At 68.7% G+C, this 14,476-nt stretch carries 12 protein-coding genes; 6 read left to right on the top strand and 6 right to left on the bottom strand.

The annotated features are described in order from the left end of the window. Nucleotides 1-33: 33 nt before the first annotated feature. From AKI39_RS23350 to AKI39_RS23330, 5 genes are all read right to left on the bottom strand, one after another. Nucleotides 34-2,466, bottom strand: a complete 2,433-nt coding sequence (locus tag AKI39_RS23350) for a glycoside hydrolase (RefSeq protein WP_066641397.1) — start codon at nucleotides 2,464-2,466, stop codon at nucleotides 34-36. Nucleotides 2,467-2,621: 155 nt separating this feature from the next. After that, nucleotides 2,622-4,367, bottom strand: coding sequence for a DEAD/DEAH box helicase (locus AKI39_RS23345; protein WP_066641396.1), 1,746 nt, complete (start codon nucleotides 4,365-4,367; stop codon nucleotides 2,622-2,624). Nucleotides 4,368-4,665: 298 nt separating this feature from the next. Next, nucleotides 4,666-5,418, bottom strand: a complete 753-nt coding sequence (locus AKI39_RS23340; RefSeq protein ID WP_066641394.1) for a uracil-DNA glycosylase — start codon at nucleotides 5,416-5,418, stop codon at nucleotides 4,666-4,668. Continuing rightward, nucleotides 5,419-5,880, bottom strand: coding sequence for an STY0301 family protein (locus AKI39_RS25665; protein WP_066641392.1), 462 nt, complete (start codon nucleotides 5,878-5,880; stop codon nucleotides 5,419-5,421). 33 nt (nucleotides 5,881-5,913) lie between these two features. After that, the gene (locus AKI39_RS23330) at nucleotides 5,914-6,378 is read right to left on the bottom strand and encodes an HIT family protein (RefSeq protein WP_066641391.1); all 465 of its coding nucleotides are present in this window, start codon (nucleotides 6,376-6,378) and stop codon (nucleotides 5,914-5,916) included. Between the two features lie 167 nt (nucleotides 6,379-6,545). Here AKI39_RS23330 and selD point away from each other — a divergent pair, with 167 nt between their 5' ends. Beyond that, nucleotides 6,546-7,613: a selenide, water dikinase SelD gene (gene selD, locus AKI39_RS23325; RefSeq protein ID WP_066641389.1), complete on the top strand. Its 1,068-nt coding sequence runs from the start codon at nucleotides 6,546-6,548 to the stop codon at nucleotides 7,611-7,613. A gap of 110 nt (nucleotides 7,614-7,723) precedes the next feature. Further along, nucleotides 7,724-8,362 (top strand): 2-hydroxychromene-2-carboxylate isomerase, encoded by a 639-nt coding sequence (locus tag AKI39_RS23320; RefSeq protein ID WP_066641383.1) that lies wholly within the window; start codon nucleotides 7,724-7,726, stop codon nucleotides 8,360-8,362. 77 nt (nucleotides 8,363-8,439) lie between these two features. On the opposite strand, the gene AKI39_RS23315 is transcribed toward AKI39_RS23320, so the two are convergent. Next, on the bottom strand, nucleotides 8,440-9,360 hold the full coding sequence (locus AKI39_RS23315) for a LysR family transcriptional regulator (protein ID WP_066641381.1): 921 nt from the start codon (nucleotides 9,358-9,360) through the stop codon (nucleotides 8,440-8,442). A gap of 226 nt (nucleotides 9,361-9,586) precedes the next feature. Here AKI39_RS23315 and AKI39_RS23310 point away from each other — a divergent pair, with 226 nt between their 5' ends. The 4 genes from AKI39_RS23310 (at nucleotide 9,587) to AKI39_RS23295 (ending at nucleotide 14,461) form a co-directional block, all read left to right on the top strand. Beyond that, the gene (locus tag AKI39_RS23310) at nucleotides 9,587-10,603 is read left to right on the top strand and encodes a TRAP transporter substrate-binding protein (RefSeq protein ID WP_066641379.1); all 1,017 of its coding nucleotides are present in this window, start codon (nucleotides 9,587-9,589) and stop codon (nucleotides 10,601-10,603) included. Between the two features lie 133 nt (nucleotides 10,604-10,736). Next, the gene (locus tag AKI39_RS23305; protein ID WP_083229015.1) at nucleotides 10,737-12,635 is read left to right on the top strand and encodes a TRAP transporter large permease; all 1,899 of its coding nucleotides are present in this window, start codon (nucleotides 10,737-10,739) and stop codon (nucleotides 12,633-12,635) included. A 13-nt stretch (nucleotides 12,636-12,648) separates the two neighbouring features. Further along, the gene (locus AKI39_RS23300) at nucleotides 12,649-13,188 is read left to right on the top strand and encodes a VOC family protein (RefSeq protein WP_066641377.1); all 540 of its coding nucleotides are present in this window, start codon (nucleotides 12,649-12,651) and stop codon (nucleotides 13,186-13,188) included. 7 nt (nucleotides 13,189-13,195) lie between these two features. Next, nucleotides 13,196-14,461, top strand: a complete 1,266-nt coding sequence (locus tag AKI39_RS23295) for a ribulose-bisphosphate carboxylase large subunit family protein (RefSeq protein WP_066641376.1) — start codon at nucleotides 13,196-13,198, stop codon at nucleotides 14,459-14,461. Nucleotides 14,462-14,476 lie beyond the last annotated feature (15 nt).

Genomic DNA, 14,476 nt, shown 5'->3' with positions numbered 1-14,476 from the left:
CAGGGCGGAAAGCGGAAGGGAACCGCCATTGTTTCAGGAAATCCAGCCGTCCGGAAATCCGTGCCGCGCCGGCTCGGCGCGATAGACGGTGGGCAGGGGGACGCCAGGAAGAAATGCCGCGATCGACCCGGCGGGTATGCAGGCATCCGCCAGGCAAAAGTCCGTCGTGCGGAAATTGGCGACCAGGCGGGTGCCGTCCTCGAAGACCGTCCGTTGCACCCGCCGATCGGCCGTCAACCAGGAAAATTCCACCAGTGCCTGGGTCGCCAGGCGCTCGTGCAGTGGCCGGAAAAACGCGTCGTGGCGCACGATTTCCGGCAGCCGGCGCGGCAGCGTCCCGGCGCTCAGATGAAACAGCGGCGGCACGTTGTACAGCAGCTGGACCAGCGTGTTCTCCCGGCCCACGTTGCGCAGCTTCAGGTTGTCGAACAGCCAGTGATGCGTGGTGATGACGGCGCCGTGATAAACGGCCTGGTACAGCGGCAGGCGCGCGGCCGGATCGAAATGGATCGCGGCATGGCGGGGTTTCGCGGCGACGGGCTTGAAGAACCTGGCCGGCTCGTCTTCCGGATACCAGGCGCCCAGGAAGTAGGGGGACCCTGCATTGCGTTGCAGGTCCGGGTCCGTCCATCCGATCACGGGCGTCTGCATGCCGTGCGCGAACAGAATGCCGTCGGCCGCGGCGTTGCCGCCCTCCGATCCGGCCGGCAGATGGAGCGTGTCGGTCATCCAGGCCAGGCTGGCTGCGCTTTCGGCGACGTAGCGCGCCTGCGGCAGCGCGCGGTGTGGAGCATGGTTGTCGAACGCCATGCCGGTCGCATAGACATCCAGGAACCAGCTGTTGAACGGCACGGCCCGCAGGATGGCGCGCACGCGGGCTTGCAGCAAGGGCCTGACGCAGGCCGGATCGGTGTAGTGCCCGGCACCCTGGAAGCCGGCTTGCAGGCGTCCATCCAGGCGGGTGATGCCGCAATCGCGGTATGCCGCCAAGCCAAGTTGGGCCGAGGCCCAGCTGGGCTGCTGGCCCGGCGGCAGCGCCGTTTCGTAGGAGTCGTAGGGCGCAAGCAGATAGCCCGCATCGGCGCCGGCGCCTATCGCTTCCGGATGCCACAGGCCGCCTTCCCAACCTTCGCCCAATCCTATCCACAGGCGTTGCAGGCCAGCCCGGCGCAGGGCTTCGATGGTATCGATGGACACGCCCGCTCCCCAGCGGGCGGGATCCGCGGACAGCGTCGCGCCGAAGGCCTGTGCCGCTTCACGGCGAAGTTCGCCATACCGCCTCGACAGCACGTGCATGTCGGGCGCCGCGGTTTGCCAGGCCTCCCGTGCCAGCGCATCGAAGGCCGTGTTGATGGCCCGCATCGCCCACTGCCGGTGGGCTGGCACGGGGTTGTCCGCCGCGTTCCGGATGGCGGCTTTCATGTCCTGGTCCATGCGCGCGCGCAGCGCCGCGGACAAGCCGCCGTCGCCCTGCAGGCGCGACAGCAAGCCTGGCCAGTCCCTGACGTCCTTGTCCGCGAGCAGGCCATTGCCCCAAAGATAAAGGTGGGTGGCCCCAGGCAGCCGCCCCGCCAGCGGGACGGCGCGTATCTTTTCTTCCAGCCGGCGGTAGCGGCCTTGCTCGATCAGCCTAGCGCGATACCGCTTGGCGCCCGCCAGCGGGTCCGGGCCGCCCAGGTGCAGGATCAGTGACATGGGCGTCAACGGCGCGGTGTCGGGCGTACCGCGCGTGCCCGTATCGGGCAGGGCGCTATCCGGCTGCCGGTCGAGCGGCGTGAACAGGTGGTCCAGCGACATCGCCAGCCCGCCGCCGTCGCGCTGGAAACCGGCCGTATTGTTGTAGCGGTTCTCCAGGATCCACGACAGCGTGTAGGCCCCGTGATCCATGGTCCACAGGGGCAGGCTGATGTCCGCGGACGTGTCGAATGCGGCCAGCTCCCGTGGCAGGAAGTCGCGCCAGTGCGTGCTGTCGCCGGCTATGTAGTGGCCCTCGGCCAGCGGCAGCGCCAGCGCCCGGCCCATCGCGGCGGCCGGCTGGCGCAGGATGGCCAGCGGGCCAGCATCCCGGGCCTGTATGGAAAGCGCCAGGTCGCGGCCGTCCAGCCGCGCCGTCACGCGGTATTTGCCTTGATCCCATTGCCATGCGGCCTGGGTTGCCGTGGCGCGCACATCCTGTGTCCGATGGGCCGGGCCGCCTCGCGACACGTCGACGCCGGCCGGGGCGCGGAGGGCCGCAGCGGCATTCGCTTGCGGCGATGCGCCGTGGTGGCTGCTGCCTTCCGTGCCGGGTCCGCCGTCCGGCACATGGGACAGGGCCGGCCCGTCCGGGGCAGGCGTGGCCTTGATGGCCAGCGTGTCAGGGCGCAGTTCGATGGTCCACAGCGCGTTTTGCAGCGTGATGGCCGCATGGGCCGCAACGCTGGCCGGCATGGCCGCAAGCAGGATCAGAAGGGCGACGATGTGCAATACGGTCTCCGGTGAAAAGGCGAAAGCGCGGCCCGTGCGCTTCTCATCACGAAGAGCGGAAACGAACACGGCGCGGTCAGCCCGCGCCGTGTTCTATGTGCGGGTCACGTCAGTGCCCGCCATGCCGGCGGGTTACCCCGCCATGCGTATGCAGATCAATCCCGGGGGCCCGCGTAGGCAGGCTTGAACGGCTTGCCCGGGCGGCTGGGCCGCTTGTCGAAAGACGGCCTGCCGGCCGGACGGGCATAGCCTTCGGTGGAACGGCTGCCAGGGGCGTTCCCTTCACGGGCGACCTTGTCCGCGCGCACGCCGCTTTCGGAACGCGCGGCGCGGAAAGCACCTTCGGTCTGCTGCGGGCGGTCGCCATGGGTGAAGCCGCGCTCGGGACGGGCCGCGCCTTCGGGACGGAAGCCGCGTTCGGCCGGACGGAAACCGCCTTCCGCATGACGCGGCGCGCCCTCGGGCTTGCGGAAACCGCCTTCCGGACGGAAGCCTTGTCCCGGCTTGCGATATCCGCCTTCGGGACGGAAGCCACGCTCGGCGCCGCGGAATTCACCGTCGGCGCGGAAGGGGCGGTCGCCTTGCGGACGGTCGCCCGCCGCCGGGTCGCGATGGGGCGTGGCCGCGCCGTCGCGGGCATCGCGGCGGGGACGGTCTTCGAAGGGACGCGCGCCGCCGAAGCCGCCGCGGTTGTCACGGTTGAACGACGGCCGCTTGCCGAAGCCCGGCTTGCCTGTGCGTTCGTAGGCAGGGCGCGCGGTGCGCTTGGGCTCCAGGCCGGCGATGATCTGCGGGGTCAGCGTCTGGCCGATGAAATGCTCGATGCGGCGTATCTTGTGGCGTTCCGCGTGCGTGGCCAGCGTGAAGGCCAGGCCGTTGCGGCCCGCCCGGCCCGTACGGCCGATGCGGTGCACGTAGTCCTCGGCCTGCATGGGCAGGTCGAAGTTCACGGCGTGGCTGATGCCCTGCACGTCGATGCCGCGCGCGGCCACGTCGGTGGCCACCAGCACCTTCAATTGCCGGCGCTGCAGCATGCCCAGGGTGCGCGTGCGCTGGCGCTGATTCATGTCGCCATGCAAAGCCGCGGCGGCAAAGCCCTGGTCGCTCAGGCGACCGGCCAGATCGTCCGCGCCGCGCTTGGTGGCGGTAAAGACGATGGCCTGATCGAGCGCCGTGTCGCGCAGCACGTGGTCCAGCAGCTGCATCTTGTGCGTGGCGTCGTCGGCGTACAGCAGGCTTTGCGTGATGTTGGAATGCTTTTCCTTGCTTCCCGCGATCTCGATACGCTGGGGGTCGCGCATCATCTTCGCGGCCAGCCTGGCCACCGTGCCGTCCAGCGTCGCGGAAAACAGCAGCGTCTGGCGTTCGGCCGGCAGGCGGCTGATGATGGTCTCGATATCCTCGATGAAGCCCATGTCCAGCATGCGGTCGGCTTCGTCCAGCACCAGCGTGTGCACGGTGTTCAGTTTGACGCGGCCGGCCTGCAGATGGTCGATCAGGCGGCCCGGCGTGGCGACCAGCACATCGACGCGGCGCGACAGCGCCTTCAGCTGCGCGCCGTAGGGCATGCCGCCGACCACGGTGGCGGTGCGCAGGTCGCGCAGGTTCTTGCCGTACAGACGCGTGGCGTCGTTGACCTGCAGGGCCAGTTCGCGCGTCGGCGTCAGCACCAGCACCTGCACCCCCGTGCCCTTGTTGGCCGGCATCTGCGCGATGCGGTTCAGCGCCGGCAGCATGAAGGCGGCGGTCTTGCCGCTGCCCGTCTGCGACGAGACCATCAGGTCATGGCCGGCGATGGCTTGCGGGATCGCGGCGGCCTGGACGGAGGTGGGGGTATCGAAGCCCGCTTCTTGCACAGCGGACAACAGGGTGGGAGCGAGTCCCAGGGATTCGAAAGACATGACTTATCCTTGCCGCTTTTGGCGGCACATATCGAGCCGGGCCGGGGTGTGTGTGCCGGATCCAGCGCTGGTTGATGGAGCATCGACGCCGACCGGATCAACCATGCGCATGTCGCGTCCCCATGTTGGGGCGCTGGCGAAAGGAAAGGGGTCAGGAAGCGATGAAGACCGGCATCGCCGGGCTTGTTTTACCCGGGTAGGCTGCGGACACCGTGACTTGTTTCGAGGCCGTCAGCGAGGCTGGCGGCGGACTAACAGTAATGCGGAAAAATGCCGTTCTTTTTGTGCAGCGCGCAAATCATAACCCGAACTGAAGCTGCGGCGCCAGCGTTTTCTGGGGCAAACCCCAATCGACAATTTCCTGTCCGCGCGTCAGAAGCCACTCATTGGCCTGGCGGAAATGGCCGCAGCCCAGGAACGGCGCGGGTGGACGCGATGCGGACAGGGGCGACGGATGGTTGGCCATCAGCACCAGCGTGTTGTGGTCCTGTGGCAACAGTGCGCGCTTGGACTGGGCGTGCGCGCCCCACAGCATGAACACCTTGGGCTGTGGCTGGCGGGCCACCAGCGAAATCAGGGCGTCGGTGATGGCCTCCCAGCCGCGCTTGGCGTGCGAGGCGGGCTGTCCGTCCTCTACCGTGAGCGAGGTATTCAGCAGCAGCACGCCTTGCTCTACCCAGGGCGTGAGGTCGTTGCCCGCCGGTATGCCCTTGTCCGGGTACTCCGCGGCGATTTCCTTGAAGATATTGCGCAGGCTGGGCGGCCGCTTGCAGCCGTCCGGGACGGAAAACGCCAGTCCCTGGGCCTGGCCGGGGCCGTGATAGGGGTCCTGGCCCAGGATCACCACCTTGACGTCGCGCGGCCGTAGCAGCTCCAGCACCCGGAAGGGCGCGCAGGGATAGACGGTGATGCCAGCCTCGACCCGGCGGTCGACGTGGCCGCAGATTTCCGGCAATGCCCGCGCGGCGGCGGGGGTGGCCAGGGCAGGCGCCCACTCCGGCGGCAGTTGGGAAGCCAATACGGACAAGGGGGTACGGAGACGGTTTTCCATTCAGTAGCAGACCACTTCGACCGCGCCGCCGGGCCGGCGGCGATCGGCCAGGTATTGCATCATGTCGCACTGGCTGATGTTGTCCGCCAGCTTGCGCACGGCCAGCAGGTTCGTATCCGTGTAGCTGCATCCGATCCAGTAGCCCTGGTCGCCGGGCTGGAAGTGCCAGGTCGACGCATAGCCGTGCGTGGACCGCTTTTCCGTGTCGGGCGCCAACGCGACCATGTTGCGGGGATCGCCCGAAAAGAAGGTGATGCCCTGCAGGCGATGGTCGGCATCACGGCGCGGGTCGGGCATCACGGACCATCCGCCGGGCGTACTCACCGACGTCTGCGAGATCTGCAGCGTGGCGGGGCAGGGGGTCGTGACGGGCCGGGCCGCCAGGCAGGCGGGTGCGACCGCCACCAGGCCCAGGGCGGCGGCCAGCCGCGTCAAAGGGGTGGCCGAAAAGCGAGGGTTCATGGCACGCGTAATCATCAATTCGACGGCGACGGATCAATGGCGGGGCAGGGCGTTCAAGGTGTCGAGCAGGCGGTTGCGATAGCGCTGCATGACGGCCTGGATCGCCGCCATGCGCGGCGCCCATTCCGGCGGTTCCTGGCCGCGCGGGATGCGCGCCGGCGCCCAGACGGCATCCGGAAAATGCCGGTCGCCGCGCCAGCGCGGGATGATGTGCCAATGCAGGTGCGGCACCATATTGCCCAGTGACGCGACATTGACCTTGTCCGGACGCAGGATCTCGCGCTGGGTTTCCTCGATGCGCCAGACGGCTTCCATCATCAGTTCCCGGCCATGGCGCGACAGGCTGGTCATCTCCGGAATGTGCGCATTCCAGATGACCCGGGTGTAGCCCGGATAGTCCGGGTCCTCGACCTCCACCACGCGCATGTGCGTACCCTGCCACAGCAGGGTGCCGCCATGCGTCTGGCAGAGCGGGCAGTCGGCAAGCAGAGTGGCCATGGCGGTTCGGGTCCAGGCGCGGATGCGCGCTTATAGGCATGGAAGGACCATGATAGTAGGCCGTTTTGATGACTCTTAGTAGGGGTGGGGCCGGCGTGTGCCGGGCGCGCGGGATCCGCGCGGGGTCGCGGCGGTGCTATCCTTTTCCGGCTTCCCTGGAGACTCTCATGACCCAAGACGCGAGCGCCGGCGTGGTCCCGCGCCTGACTTCGCTTTCGCATGGCGGCGGCTGCGGCTGCAAGATCGCACCCGGCGTGCTGGCCGACCTGCTGGCCCGCTTCGCGCCCACGCAGGCCTTCCCCGGCTTGATGGTGGGTACCGAAACCGCCGATGACGCCGCGGTGTACCGCCTGAACGACGAGCAGGCGCTGATCGCCACCACCGACTTCTTCATGCCTATCGTGGACGATCCCTACGACTTCGGCCGCATCGCCGCGACCAATGCGCTGTCGGACGTCTACGCCATGGGGGGCACGCCCATCATGGCGCTGGCCATCGTCGGCATGCCGATCAATGTGCTGCCGCGCGAAGTCATCGCGGAAATCCTGCGCGGCGGCCAGGATGTGTGCGCGCAGGCCGGCATCCCGGTGGCCGGCGGGCACACCATCGATTCGGTCGAGCCCATCTACGGCCTGGCGGCGATGGGCCTGGTGCACCCAGCCCGCGTCAAGCGCAATGCCGACGCGCGCGCGGGCGACGTGCTGGTGCTCAGCAAGCCGCTGGGCGTGGGCATCCTGTCGGCCGCGCTCAAGAAGAACCAGCTGGACGCGGCGGGCTACCAGGCCATGATCGCCAGCACGACGCGGCTGAACACCCCCGGCCCGGCGCTGGCCGCGCTGCCGGGCGTGCATGCGCTGACCGACGTCACCGGCTTCGGCCTGCTGGGCCATGCGCTGGAGATGAGCCGCGGCGCGGGACTGCGTGCCCGCATCGACCTGGCCGCGCTGCCATGGCTGCCCGGCGTGCGGCAGATGGCGCAGGCCGGCATGATCACCGGTGCGTCGGGCCGCAACTGGGCGTCCTATGGCGATGCGATCTCCCTGGCCCCCGGCGTGGATGACGTATCGCGCGCGCTGCTGACCGACCCGCAGACCTCCGGCGGCCTGCTGGTGGCCTGCGATCCGGATACCGCGCCGCGGGTCCTGGCCGTCCTGGCCGAACAAGGCTTCACGCAGGCCGCCGTCGTGGGCCGGATGGTGCAGGGCGACCCCGGCGTCGACGTCGCGGCGGGCTGAGCAATACCGCTCGGCGGCGGGCTCGGCAATACGGCGGGTGGCGGCGGGCCGACGAGTACGGCAGGCGGCGGCCGGCCCAGGAATACGGCATACATCGGCAAGGAGACAGCATGACGCAAGCAAGCGGCGCATCCGATGGCACGAAGCGGCTGGACATCTGGTTCGACTTCGCCAGCCCCTACAGCTTCCTGGCGATCGAGCGTATCGAGCCGATCGCCGCGGCGCAGGGGGTGCTCGTGGACTACCGGCCCTTCCTGCTCGGCCCCATATTCAAGGCGCGGGGCTGGGACGACTCGCCCTTCCGCCTGTTTCCGGACAAGGGCGAATACATGATGCGGGAGGTGGCCCGGCTGGCCGGCAAGTACGGCGTGCGCTACCGGCGTCCCACGGTTTTCCCGCGCGTGGGCGTGCTGCCCTCGCGGGTCGCGCTGATCGGGCTCCAGGCGGAGTGGGGCAAGGCGTTCTGCCTTTCCATGTTCCGCGCCAATTTCGTCGATGACGTGGATATCAACCAGCCCGACGTGGTGCGGGATCGCCTGCGCGGCCTGGGCGTGGATGCCGATGCGGTGCTGGCCCGCGCGGGCAGCGATGAAATCAAGCAGGCCTTTCGCGCGCAGGTCGACCGGGCACAGGCGCTGGGCATTTTCGGTGCCCCCATGATGTTCGCCGGCGATGAAATGTTCTGGGGCAACGATCGCGTGGAAGACGCCGTGCAGTGGGCGCGCGATGGCGGCACCCGGGTCGCTTAGGGGGTAGCCGTGTCGCCTGCCGGCGTGGCCGGTCTTGCCGCCGGTGGCCGGCGGGGCGGAAGGCGCGGGCCGCGCGTCTAGGCGGCCGTGCGGGCACGCCGCCGCTGTCCCGGACGGCGTTCCAGCATCAGGGCATGCAGCCGTTCGGCCGCGGGCGGCAGGCTCAAGCCGCGCCGCGTGATCAGGTAGATGCGGCGTACCAGCCCCGCGATCTTCAGCGGCCGGCTGACCAGGTCGGGGCGCTCGAATTCGTACAGCGTCAGCGCCGGCACCACCGTGATGCCGATGCCGGCGGCGATCATGCCGGTCACCGTCGCCAGTTGCTCCACTTCCATTACCGTCTTCATCGGATACGGATGAAAGGCCCGCTCCAGCTGCAGGCGTACGCTGTGCGACCGGGCCAGGTGGATGAAGGGGGCGGCCGACAGGTCCGGCAGGCCCACTTCGCGTTGCCGCGCCAACGGATGGTCGGCCCGGCACACCAGGTGGAAGCGGTCGTTGCACAGCAGGCGCGCGTCCAGGTCCTGCGCCGGGATGCCCGATGACGCCAGCGCCAGGTCCGCGCGGCCGGCCCGCACCCGTTCCAGGCAAGGCGCCGACAGCACATCTGCCAGTTCCAGTTCGATACCGGGATGGCGCTGGCGGAATTCCGCGAAGACCCCCGGTAGCCAGCCCGATGCGATGGACGGCAGCGCGGCCACCGACACCCGCCCCTTGTCCAGCATGGCGTGGCCGCGGAAGTCGTCGATCATGCCGTCGAAATCGTCCAGCACGCGCCGGGCGGAGGCTTCCAGCAAGCGTCCCTGCGGGGTCAGCTCCACATTGCGGGTATCGCGATCGAACAGGCGATATCCCAGGGTTTCTTCGATGGTACGGATCAGCGAACTGAAGGCCGATTGCGAAAGATGGCACTGCCGCGCGGCGCGGGTGAAGCTGCGCTGTTCCGCCAGCGCCAGGAAAGCGCGCAAGTCGCGGGTCGAGAGATTTATCTCTTTCATCGCTTAATCGATCCAAATTTTCGGCTTCTCCGATTCTAGTCGCCACGCTACATTTCTGCTGCGGGCCGGCCAGCCGCCCGCGTGCGCCGCCAGTTTCCGGGCATTCGACCCCGCCGCGCCGTTGCAACGGCGCGCGTGAACGGTCCGGGGCGTGGCGTCACCTACACGATCGCCGCGCGTTGCCGGACCGCACCTACAACACCTAACCGGCGCCAAGGAGACAACCATGACGACGATGACCCGCCGCACCTTGCTGCGCGCCATGGCGGCCAGCCCCGCGCTCGCGCTGGGCGTGCCCGGCCTGGCCCGCGCCGGGGCCGAATTCGCCTACAAGTACGCCCACAACCTGCCCATGACGCATCCGCTGCATCTGCGGGCGCAGGAAGCCGTGGACCGCATACGCAAGGAATCCGGCGGCCGGCTGGACATCACCATCTTCCCCAACAACCAGTTGGGGGGCGATACGGACATGCTGTCGCAGGTACGCAGCGGCGGCATCGAGCTGTTCACGCCGTCGGCCCTGGTCATCGCCACCGTGGTCCCGGTGGCGGCCATCAACGCGGTGGGCTTCGCGTTTTCCGATTACGACCAGGTGTGGAAGGCGATGGACGGCGCGCTGGGCGCGCACGTGCGCGACAAGATCGCCAAGGCCAACCTGTACGCCTTCCAGAAGATGTGGGACAACGGCTTTCGCCAGATCACCACCAGCAGCAAGCCCATCGCCGATGCGCAGGACCTGGACGGCACCAAGATCCGCGTGCCGGTCAGCCCGCTCTCCATCTCGATGTTCAAGGCCCTGTCGGCCGCGCCGGCCAGCCTGCAGTTCAGCGAAGTCTATTCCGCGCTGCAGACGCGCATCGTCGACGCCCAGGAAAATCCGCTGCCCATCATCCAGGCCGCCAAGCTGTACGAAGTGCAGAAGTACTGCTCGCTGACCAACCACATCTGGGACGGCTACTGGTTCATCGCCAACGGCCGCGCCTATCGCCGCCTGCCGCCGGACCTGCAAAAGCTGTGGGAAACCGCGTTCAACGACGCCGGCATGCTGCAGCGGGAAGACTTGAAGAAGATGAACCAGTCCATCCAGAGCGACCTGGAATCCAAGGGCCTGAAGTTCAACCGGCCCAAGGCCGATTCTTTCCAGGCGCGGCTGCGCCAGGCGGGCTTCTACCAGGAATGGCGTGGCAAGTTCGGCGACGAGGCCTGGGGCCTGCTCGAAGGCGCGGTCGGCAAGCTGGCCTGATGCGGCCAGCCCGGCGGCCCGGAGGGGCCGCGGCAAGGCGCCGAGGCGCGCGTATACGAATACGGGAAGATGAATCAGGCCGCGGCGCGGCCGGGCCGGACGGCCTGCCGCGCCGGCCCCTGGCGGAGGCGATATGCAGACACACGCTGGCTACTATGCGAAGGACGCGTTGAAAGACGCGCGGCCCGCGGCGTCCGGCGGCGCGGCGGCCCGTCGCCTGGACGGGCTGGACCGCGCCTTGGGACGGCTGGTCGAAGTCCCCGCGGCGCTGCTGGTGCTGGCCGAAATCGTCGTCCTGCTGGCGGGCGTGATCGCGCGCTATGTCTTTCACTCGCCGCTGGTCTGGGGCGACGAACTGGCGTCCATCCTGTTCTTGTGGCTGTCCATGCTGGGCGCGGTGGTGGCGCTGCGGCGCGGGGAACATATGCGCATGACGGCGTTGGTGTCGCGCGCCTCGCCGGCCGCGCGGGCCTGGCTGGACGTGGCCGCCATCGCCGCCTCGCTATGCTTCATGCTGATGGTGCTGCCGCACGCCTGGGAATACGCCAACGAGGAAGCCGTCGTGACCACGCCCGCGCTCGAAATATCGAACGCGTGGCGCGCCGCGGCGTTGCCGGTGGGCTTCGTCCTGATGACGGCCTTCGCGCTGCTGCGCCTGGCGCGCGCGGGCTCATGGCGGCAGGTGGCGGGCGCGGTGGCCACCGTTGCCATCATCGCCGGGTTGTTCTTGCTGGCACAGCCGGTGCTGGCGACGCTGGGCAAGGCGAACCTGCTGGTCTTCTTCGTCGGGCTGGTAGCGGCCAATGTTTTCCTGGGTGTGCCCATCGCGTTTTCCTTCGCCCTGGCCACCTTCGGCTACCTGGCGCTGACCACGCATACGCCGCTGATGGTCATGGTGGGGCGCATGGACGAGGGCATGTCGCACCTGATCCTGCTGGCCGTGCCCATGTTCATCCTGCTGGGCCTGCTCATCGAAATGACCGGCATGGCGCGCGCCATGATCGGCTTCCTGGCCAGCCTGCTGGGGCATGTGCGCGGCGGCCTGTCGTACGTGCTGATCGGCGCGATGTACCTGGTGTCCGGCATATCGGGTTCCAAGGTGGCCGACATGGCCGCGGTGGCGCCGGCCCTGTTCCCGGAAATGCAGCAGCGCGGCGCGCGGCCGGGCAATCTGGCGGCGCTGCTGTCCTGCACCGGCGCGCAGACCGAAACCATACCGCCCAGCATCGTGCTGATCACCATCGGTTCGGTGACCGGGGTATCGATCGCGGCGTTGTTCACCGGCGGCATGCTGCCCGGCGTCGCGCTGGGCCTGGCGCTGGCGGTCATCGTCTGGCGCCGCAGCCGCGGCGAGGATTTGTCCGGCGTGCGGCGCGCCCCCGGACGCGAGATCGCCCGGCTGTTCTGCGTTTCCGTGCCGGCGTTGCTGCTGCCTTTCCTGATCCGCGCCGCGGTGGTCGAAGGCGTGGCCACCGCCACGGAAGTGTCCACCATCGGCATCGCCTATTCGGTGCTGGCCGGCCTGCTGCTGTACCGCCGCTTCGACTGGCGCCGCATCCCCTCGATGCTGCTGGATACGGCGGCGCTGTCGGGCGCCATCATCTTCATCGTCGGTGCCGCGACCGCGATGGCCTGGGGCCTGACGCAGTCGGGCTTTTCGCAGGACCTGGCCGAGTTCATGCGCCGCATGCCGGGCGGCACGGCCGGCTTCCTGGTCGTGTCCATCGTGGCTTTCGTCATCCTGGGCAGCGTGCTGGAAGGCATCCCGGCCATCGTGCTGTTCGGGCCGCTTCTGTTCCCCATCGCCCGGGCCGTCGGCGTCAACGAAGTGCACTACGCCATGGTCGTCATCCTGTCGATGGGGCTGGGCCTGTTCGCGCCGCCGTTCGGCGTCGGCTACTACGGCGCCTGCGCCATCAGCAAGGTCAGCCCGGACGAGGCCATGCCGTATATGTGGGGCTACCTGGCCGCGCTGGCGGCGGGGGTGGTGCTGGTGGCATTCATTCCGTGGATCTCCACGGGCTTTCTCTGATCGAGGTGTAACCATGAGTCGGTTGTTCGGCGAAGTGCGGCAGGCGGGATACGTCGTGCGCGATATCCATAAGGAAATGCGGCATTGGAGCGAGACGCTGGGCATCGGCCCGTGGTTCTACGCCGACCGCGTGCCGGTCAGGAATTTCATGTACCGCGGCCAGCCCTCGCCCATCGAGGTCTCCGTGGCGCTGGCGAATTCCGGGCCGCTGCAGATCGAGCTGATCCAGCAGCGCAACGACGCGCCGTCCATGTACAAGGCCTTCCTGGACGCCGGCCACACCGGCCTGCAGCACCTGGCGTACTGGACGGAAAACTTCGACGAGGACGTGCGCCGCCTGGCGCAGCACGGCTTGAAGGTCGGCATGAGCGGCGAGGTCGGCGAACGCGGCCGCTACGTCTACTACGAAACCGAAACCCATCCCGGCACGGTCATCGAACTGTCCGAAATCGCCGGTCCCAAGGGCCGCCTGTTCCGCATGATCCGCGAGGCGTCCATCGGCTGGGACGGCAGCGATCCCGTGCGCCCCTTTCCTGATCTTTCCACGCTGTAGACGCGCCATGACGGACACCCAGCGGCGCGATTTCCGCGCCACGTATTTCATCGAAACTCCCTTTCCGCTGGAACAGGCCGCCGAGGTCCTGGCGGGCGAGCAGTCCAGCGGCACCTTCGTGCGGGTGGCCGGCGAAACCGACGACCTGCGCCGCCGTTCGCGCGCCATCGTCCAGTCCATCGAGCAGACCGGCGTCGCCGATACGCCCAGCCTGCCCAATGCCTTCCTGGCGCGGCGTGGCGTGCAGGGACCCTTCCGGCAGGCTGTCATCACGGTGTCCTTTCCGGTGGACAACGTGGGCGCGAACCTGCCGACGCTGGCGGCCACGGTGGGCGGCAATATCTACGACCTGGGCGAGATGACCGGCGTCAAGCTGCTTGCGCTGGATCTGCCGGCGGACTACGTCCGGCTGTTCGACGCACCGCGCCACGGGGTGGACGGAACGCGGGCGCTGGCCGGCCGCCGGGATGGTCCCATACTGGGGACCATCATCAAGCCCAACGTCGGCATGACGCCCGAGGAAACGGCCCGCGTGGTGGCCGGCCTGTGCGAGGCCGGCGTGGATTTCATCAAGGACGACGAATGCATGGCCAACCCGCCGCATTCGCCGCTGGCGCGGCGAGTAGAGGCCGTCATGCGGGTGATCAACGACCATGCCCAGCGCACGGGGCGCAAGGTCATGTACGCCTTCAATATCTCGGACGACCTGGACGCCATGCGCGGCCACGCCGCGCGCGTGGAAGCCGCCGGCGGCACCTGTGTCATGGCCAGCCTGAACTGGTGCGGCTACAGCGCCATCCAGGCCTTGCGACGCACCACGCCGCTGGCCATCCACGGCCATCGCAACGGCATGGCGATGATGTCGCGGCATCCCGCGCTGGGCATCGCCTTTCCGGCCTACCAGGCACTGTGGCGCCTGGCCGGCGTGGACCAGCTGCATGTCAACGGACTGGGCGGCAAGTTCTACGAAAGCGACGAGAGCGTCATCGCATCTGCGCGCGCCTGCCTGGCGCCCATGGCGGGCGGCGATGCCGTCATGCCGGTGTTTTCCTCGGGGCAGTGGGCCGGCACCGTGCCGGCCACCTTCGCCGGGCTGGGCAGCGACGACCTGATATTCCTGTCGGGCGGCGGTATCCTGGGCCATCCCGACGGCGCCGCCGCGGGCGTGCAGAGCATCCGCGACGCCTGGGACGCCGCGCGTGCCGGCGTGCCCCTGCCGGACTTCGCGCGCGATCGCCCCGCGCTGGCGCGGGCCCTGGCTTTCTATGGTTGAAGCGGTGTCCGCCTG

The organism is Bordetella sp. H567, assembly GCF_001704295.1.
Lineage (GTDB): Bacteria > Pseudomonadota > Gammaproteobacteria > Burkholderiales > Burkholderiaceae_B > Bordetella_C.
This window is presented reverse-complemented; position numbering and strand designations above follow the sequence as displayed.

Bases quoted from the DNA above. Each gene is read 5' to 3' on its own strand.
- AKI39_RS23345 (WP_066641396.1), bottom strand. From the start codon at position 4,367: ATGTCTTTCGAATCCCTGGGACTCGCTCCCACCCTGTTGTCCGCTGTG.
- AKI39_RS23340 (WP_066641394.1), bottom strand. From the start codon at position 5,418: ATGGAAAACCGTCTCCGTACCCCCTTGTCCGTATTGGCTTCCCAACTG.
- AKI39_RS25665 (WP_066641392.1), bottom strand. From the start codon at position 5,880: ATGAACCCTCGCTTTTCGGCCACCCCTTTGACGCGGCTGGCCGCCGCC.
- AKI39_RS23330 (WP_066641391.1), bottom strand. From the start codon at position 6,378: ATGGCCACTCTGCTTGCCGACTGCCCGCTCTGCCAGACGCATGGCGGC.
- selD (WP_066641389.1), top strand. From the start codon at position 6,546: ATGACCCAAGACGCGAGCGCCGGCGTGGTCCCGCGCCTGACTTCGCTT.
- AKI39_RS23320 (WP_066641383.1), top strand. From the start codon at position 7,724: ATGACGCAAGCAAGCGGCGCATCCGATGGCACGAAGCGGCTGGACATC.
- AKI39_RS23315 (WP_066641381.1), bottom strand. From the start codon at position 9,360: ATGAAAGAGATAAATCTCTCGACCCGCGACTTGCGCGCTTTCCTGGCG.
- AKI39_RS23310 (WP_066641379.1), top strand. From the start codon at position 9,587: ATGACGACGATGACCCGCCGCACCTTGCTGCGCGCCATGGCGGCCAGC.
- AKI39_RS23305 (WP_083229015.1), top strand. From the start codon at position 10,737: ATGCAGACACACGCTGGCTACTATGCGAAGGACGCGTTGAAAGACGCG.
- AKI39_RS23300 (WP_066641377.1), top strand. From the start codon at position 12,649: ATGAGTCGGTTGTTCGGCGAAGTGCGGCAGGCGGGATACGTCGTGCGC.
- AKI39_RS23295 (WP_066641376.1), top strand. From the start codon at position 13,196: ATGACGGACACCCAGCGGCGCGATTTCCGCGCCACGTATTTCATCGAA.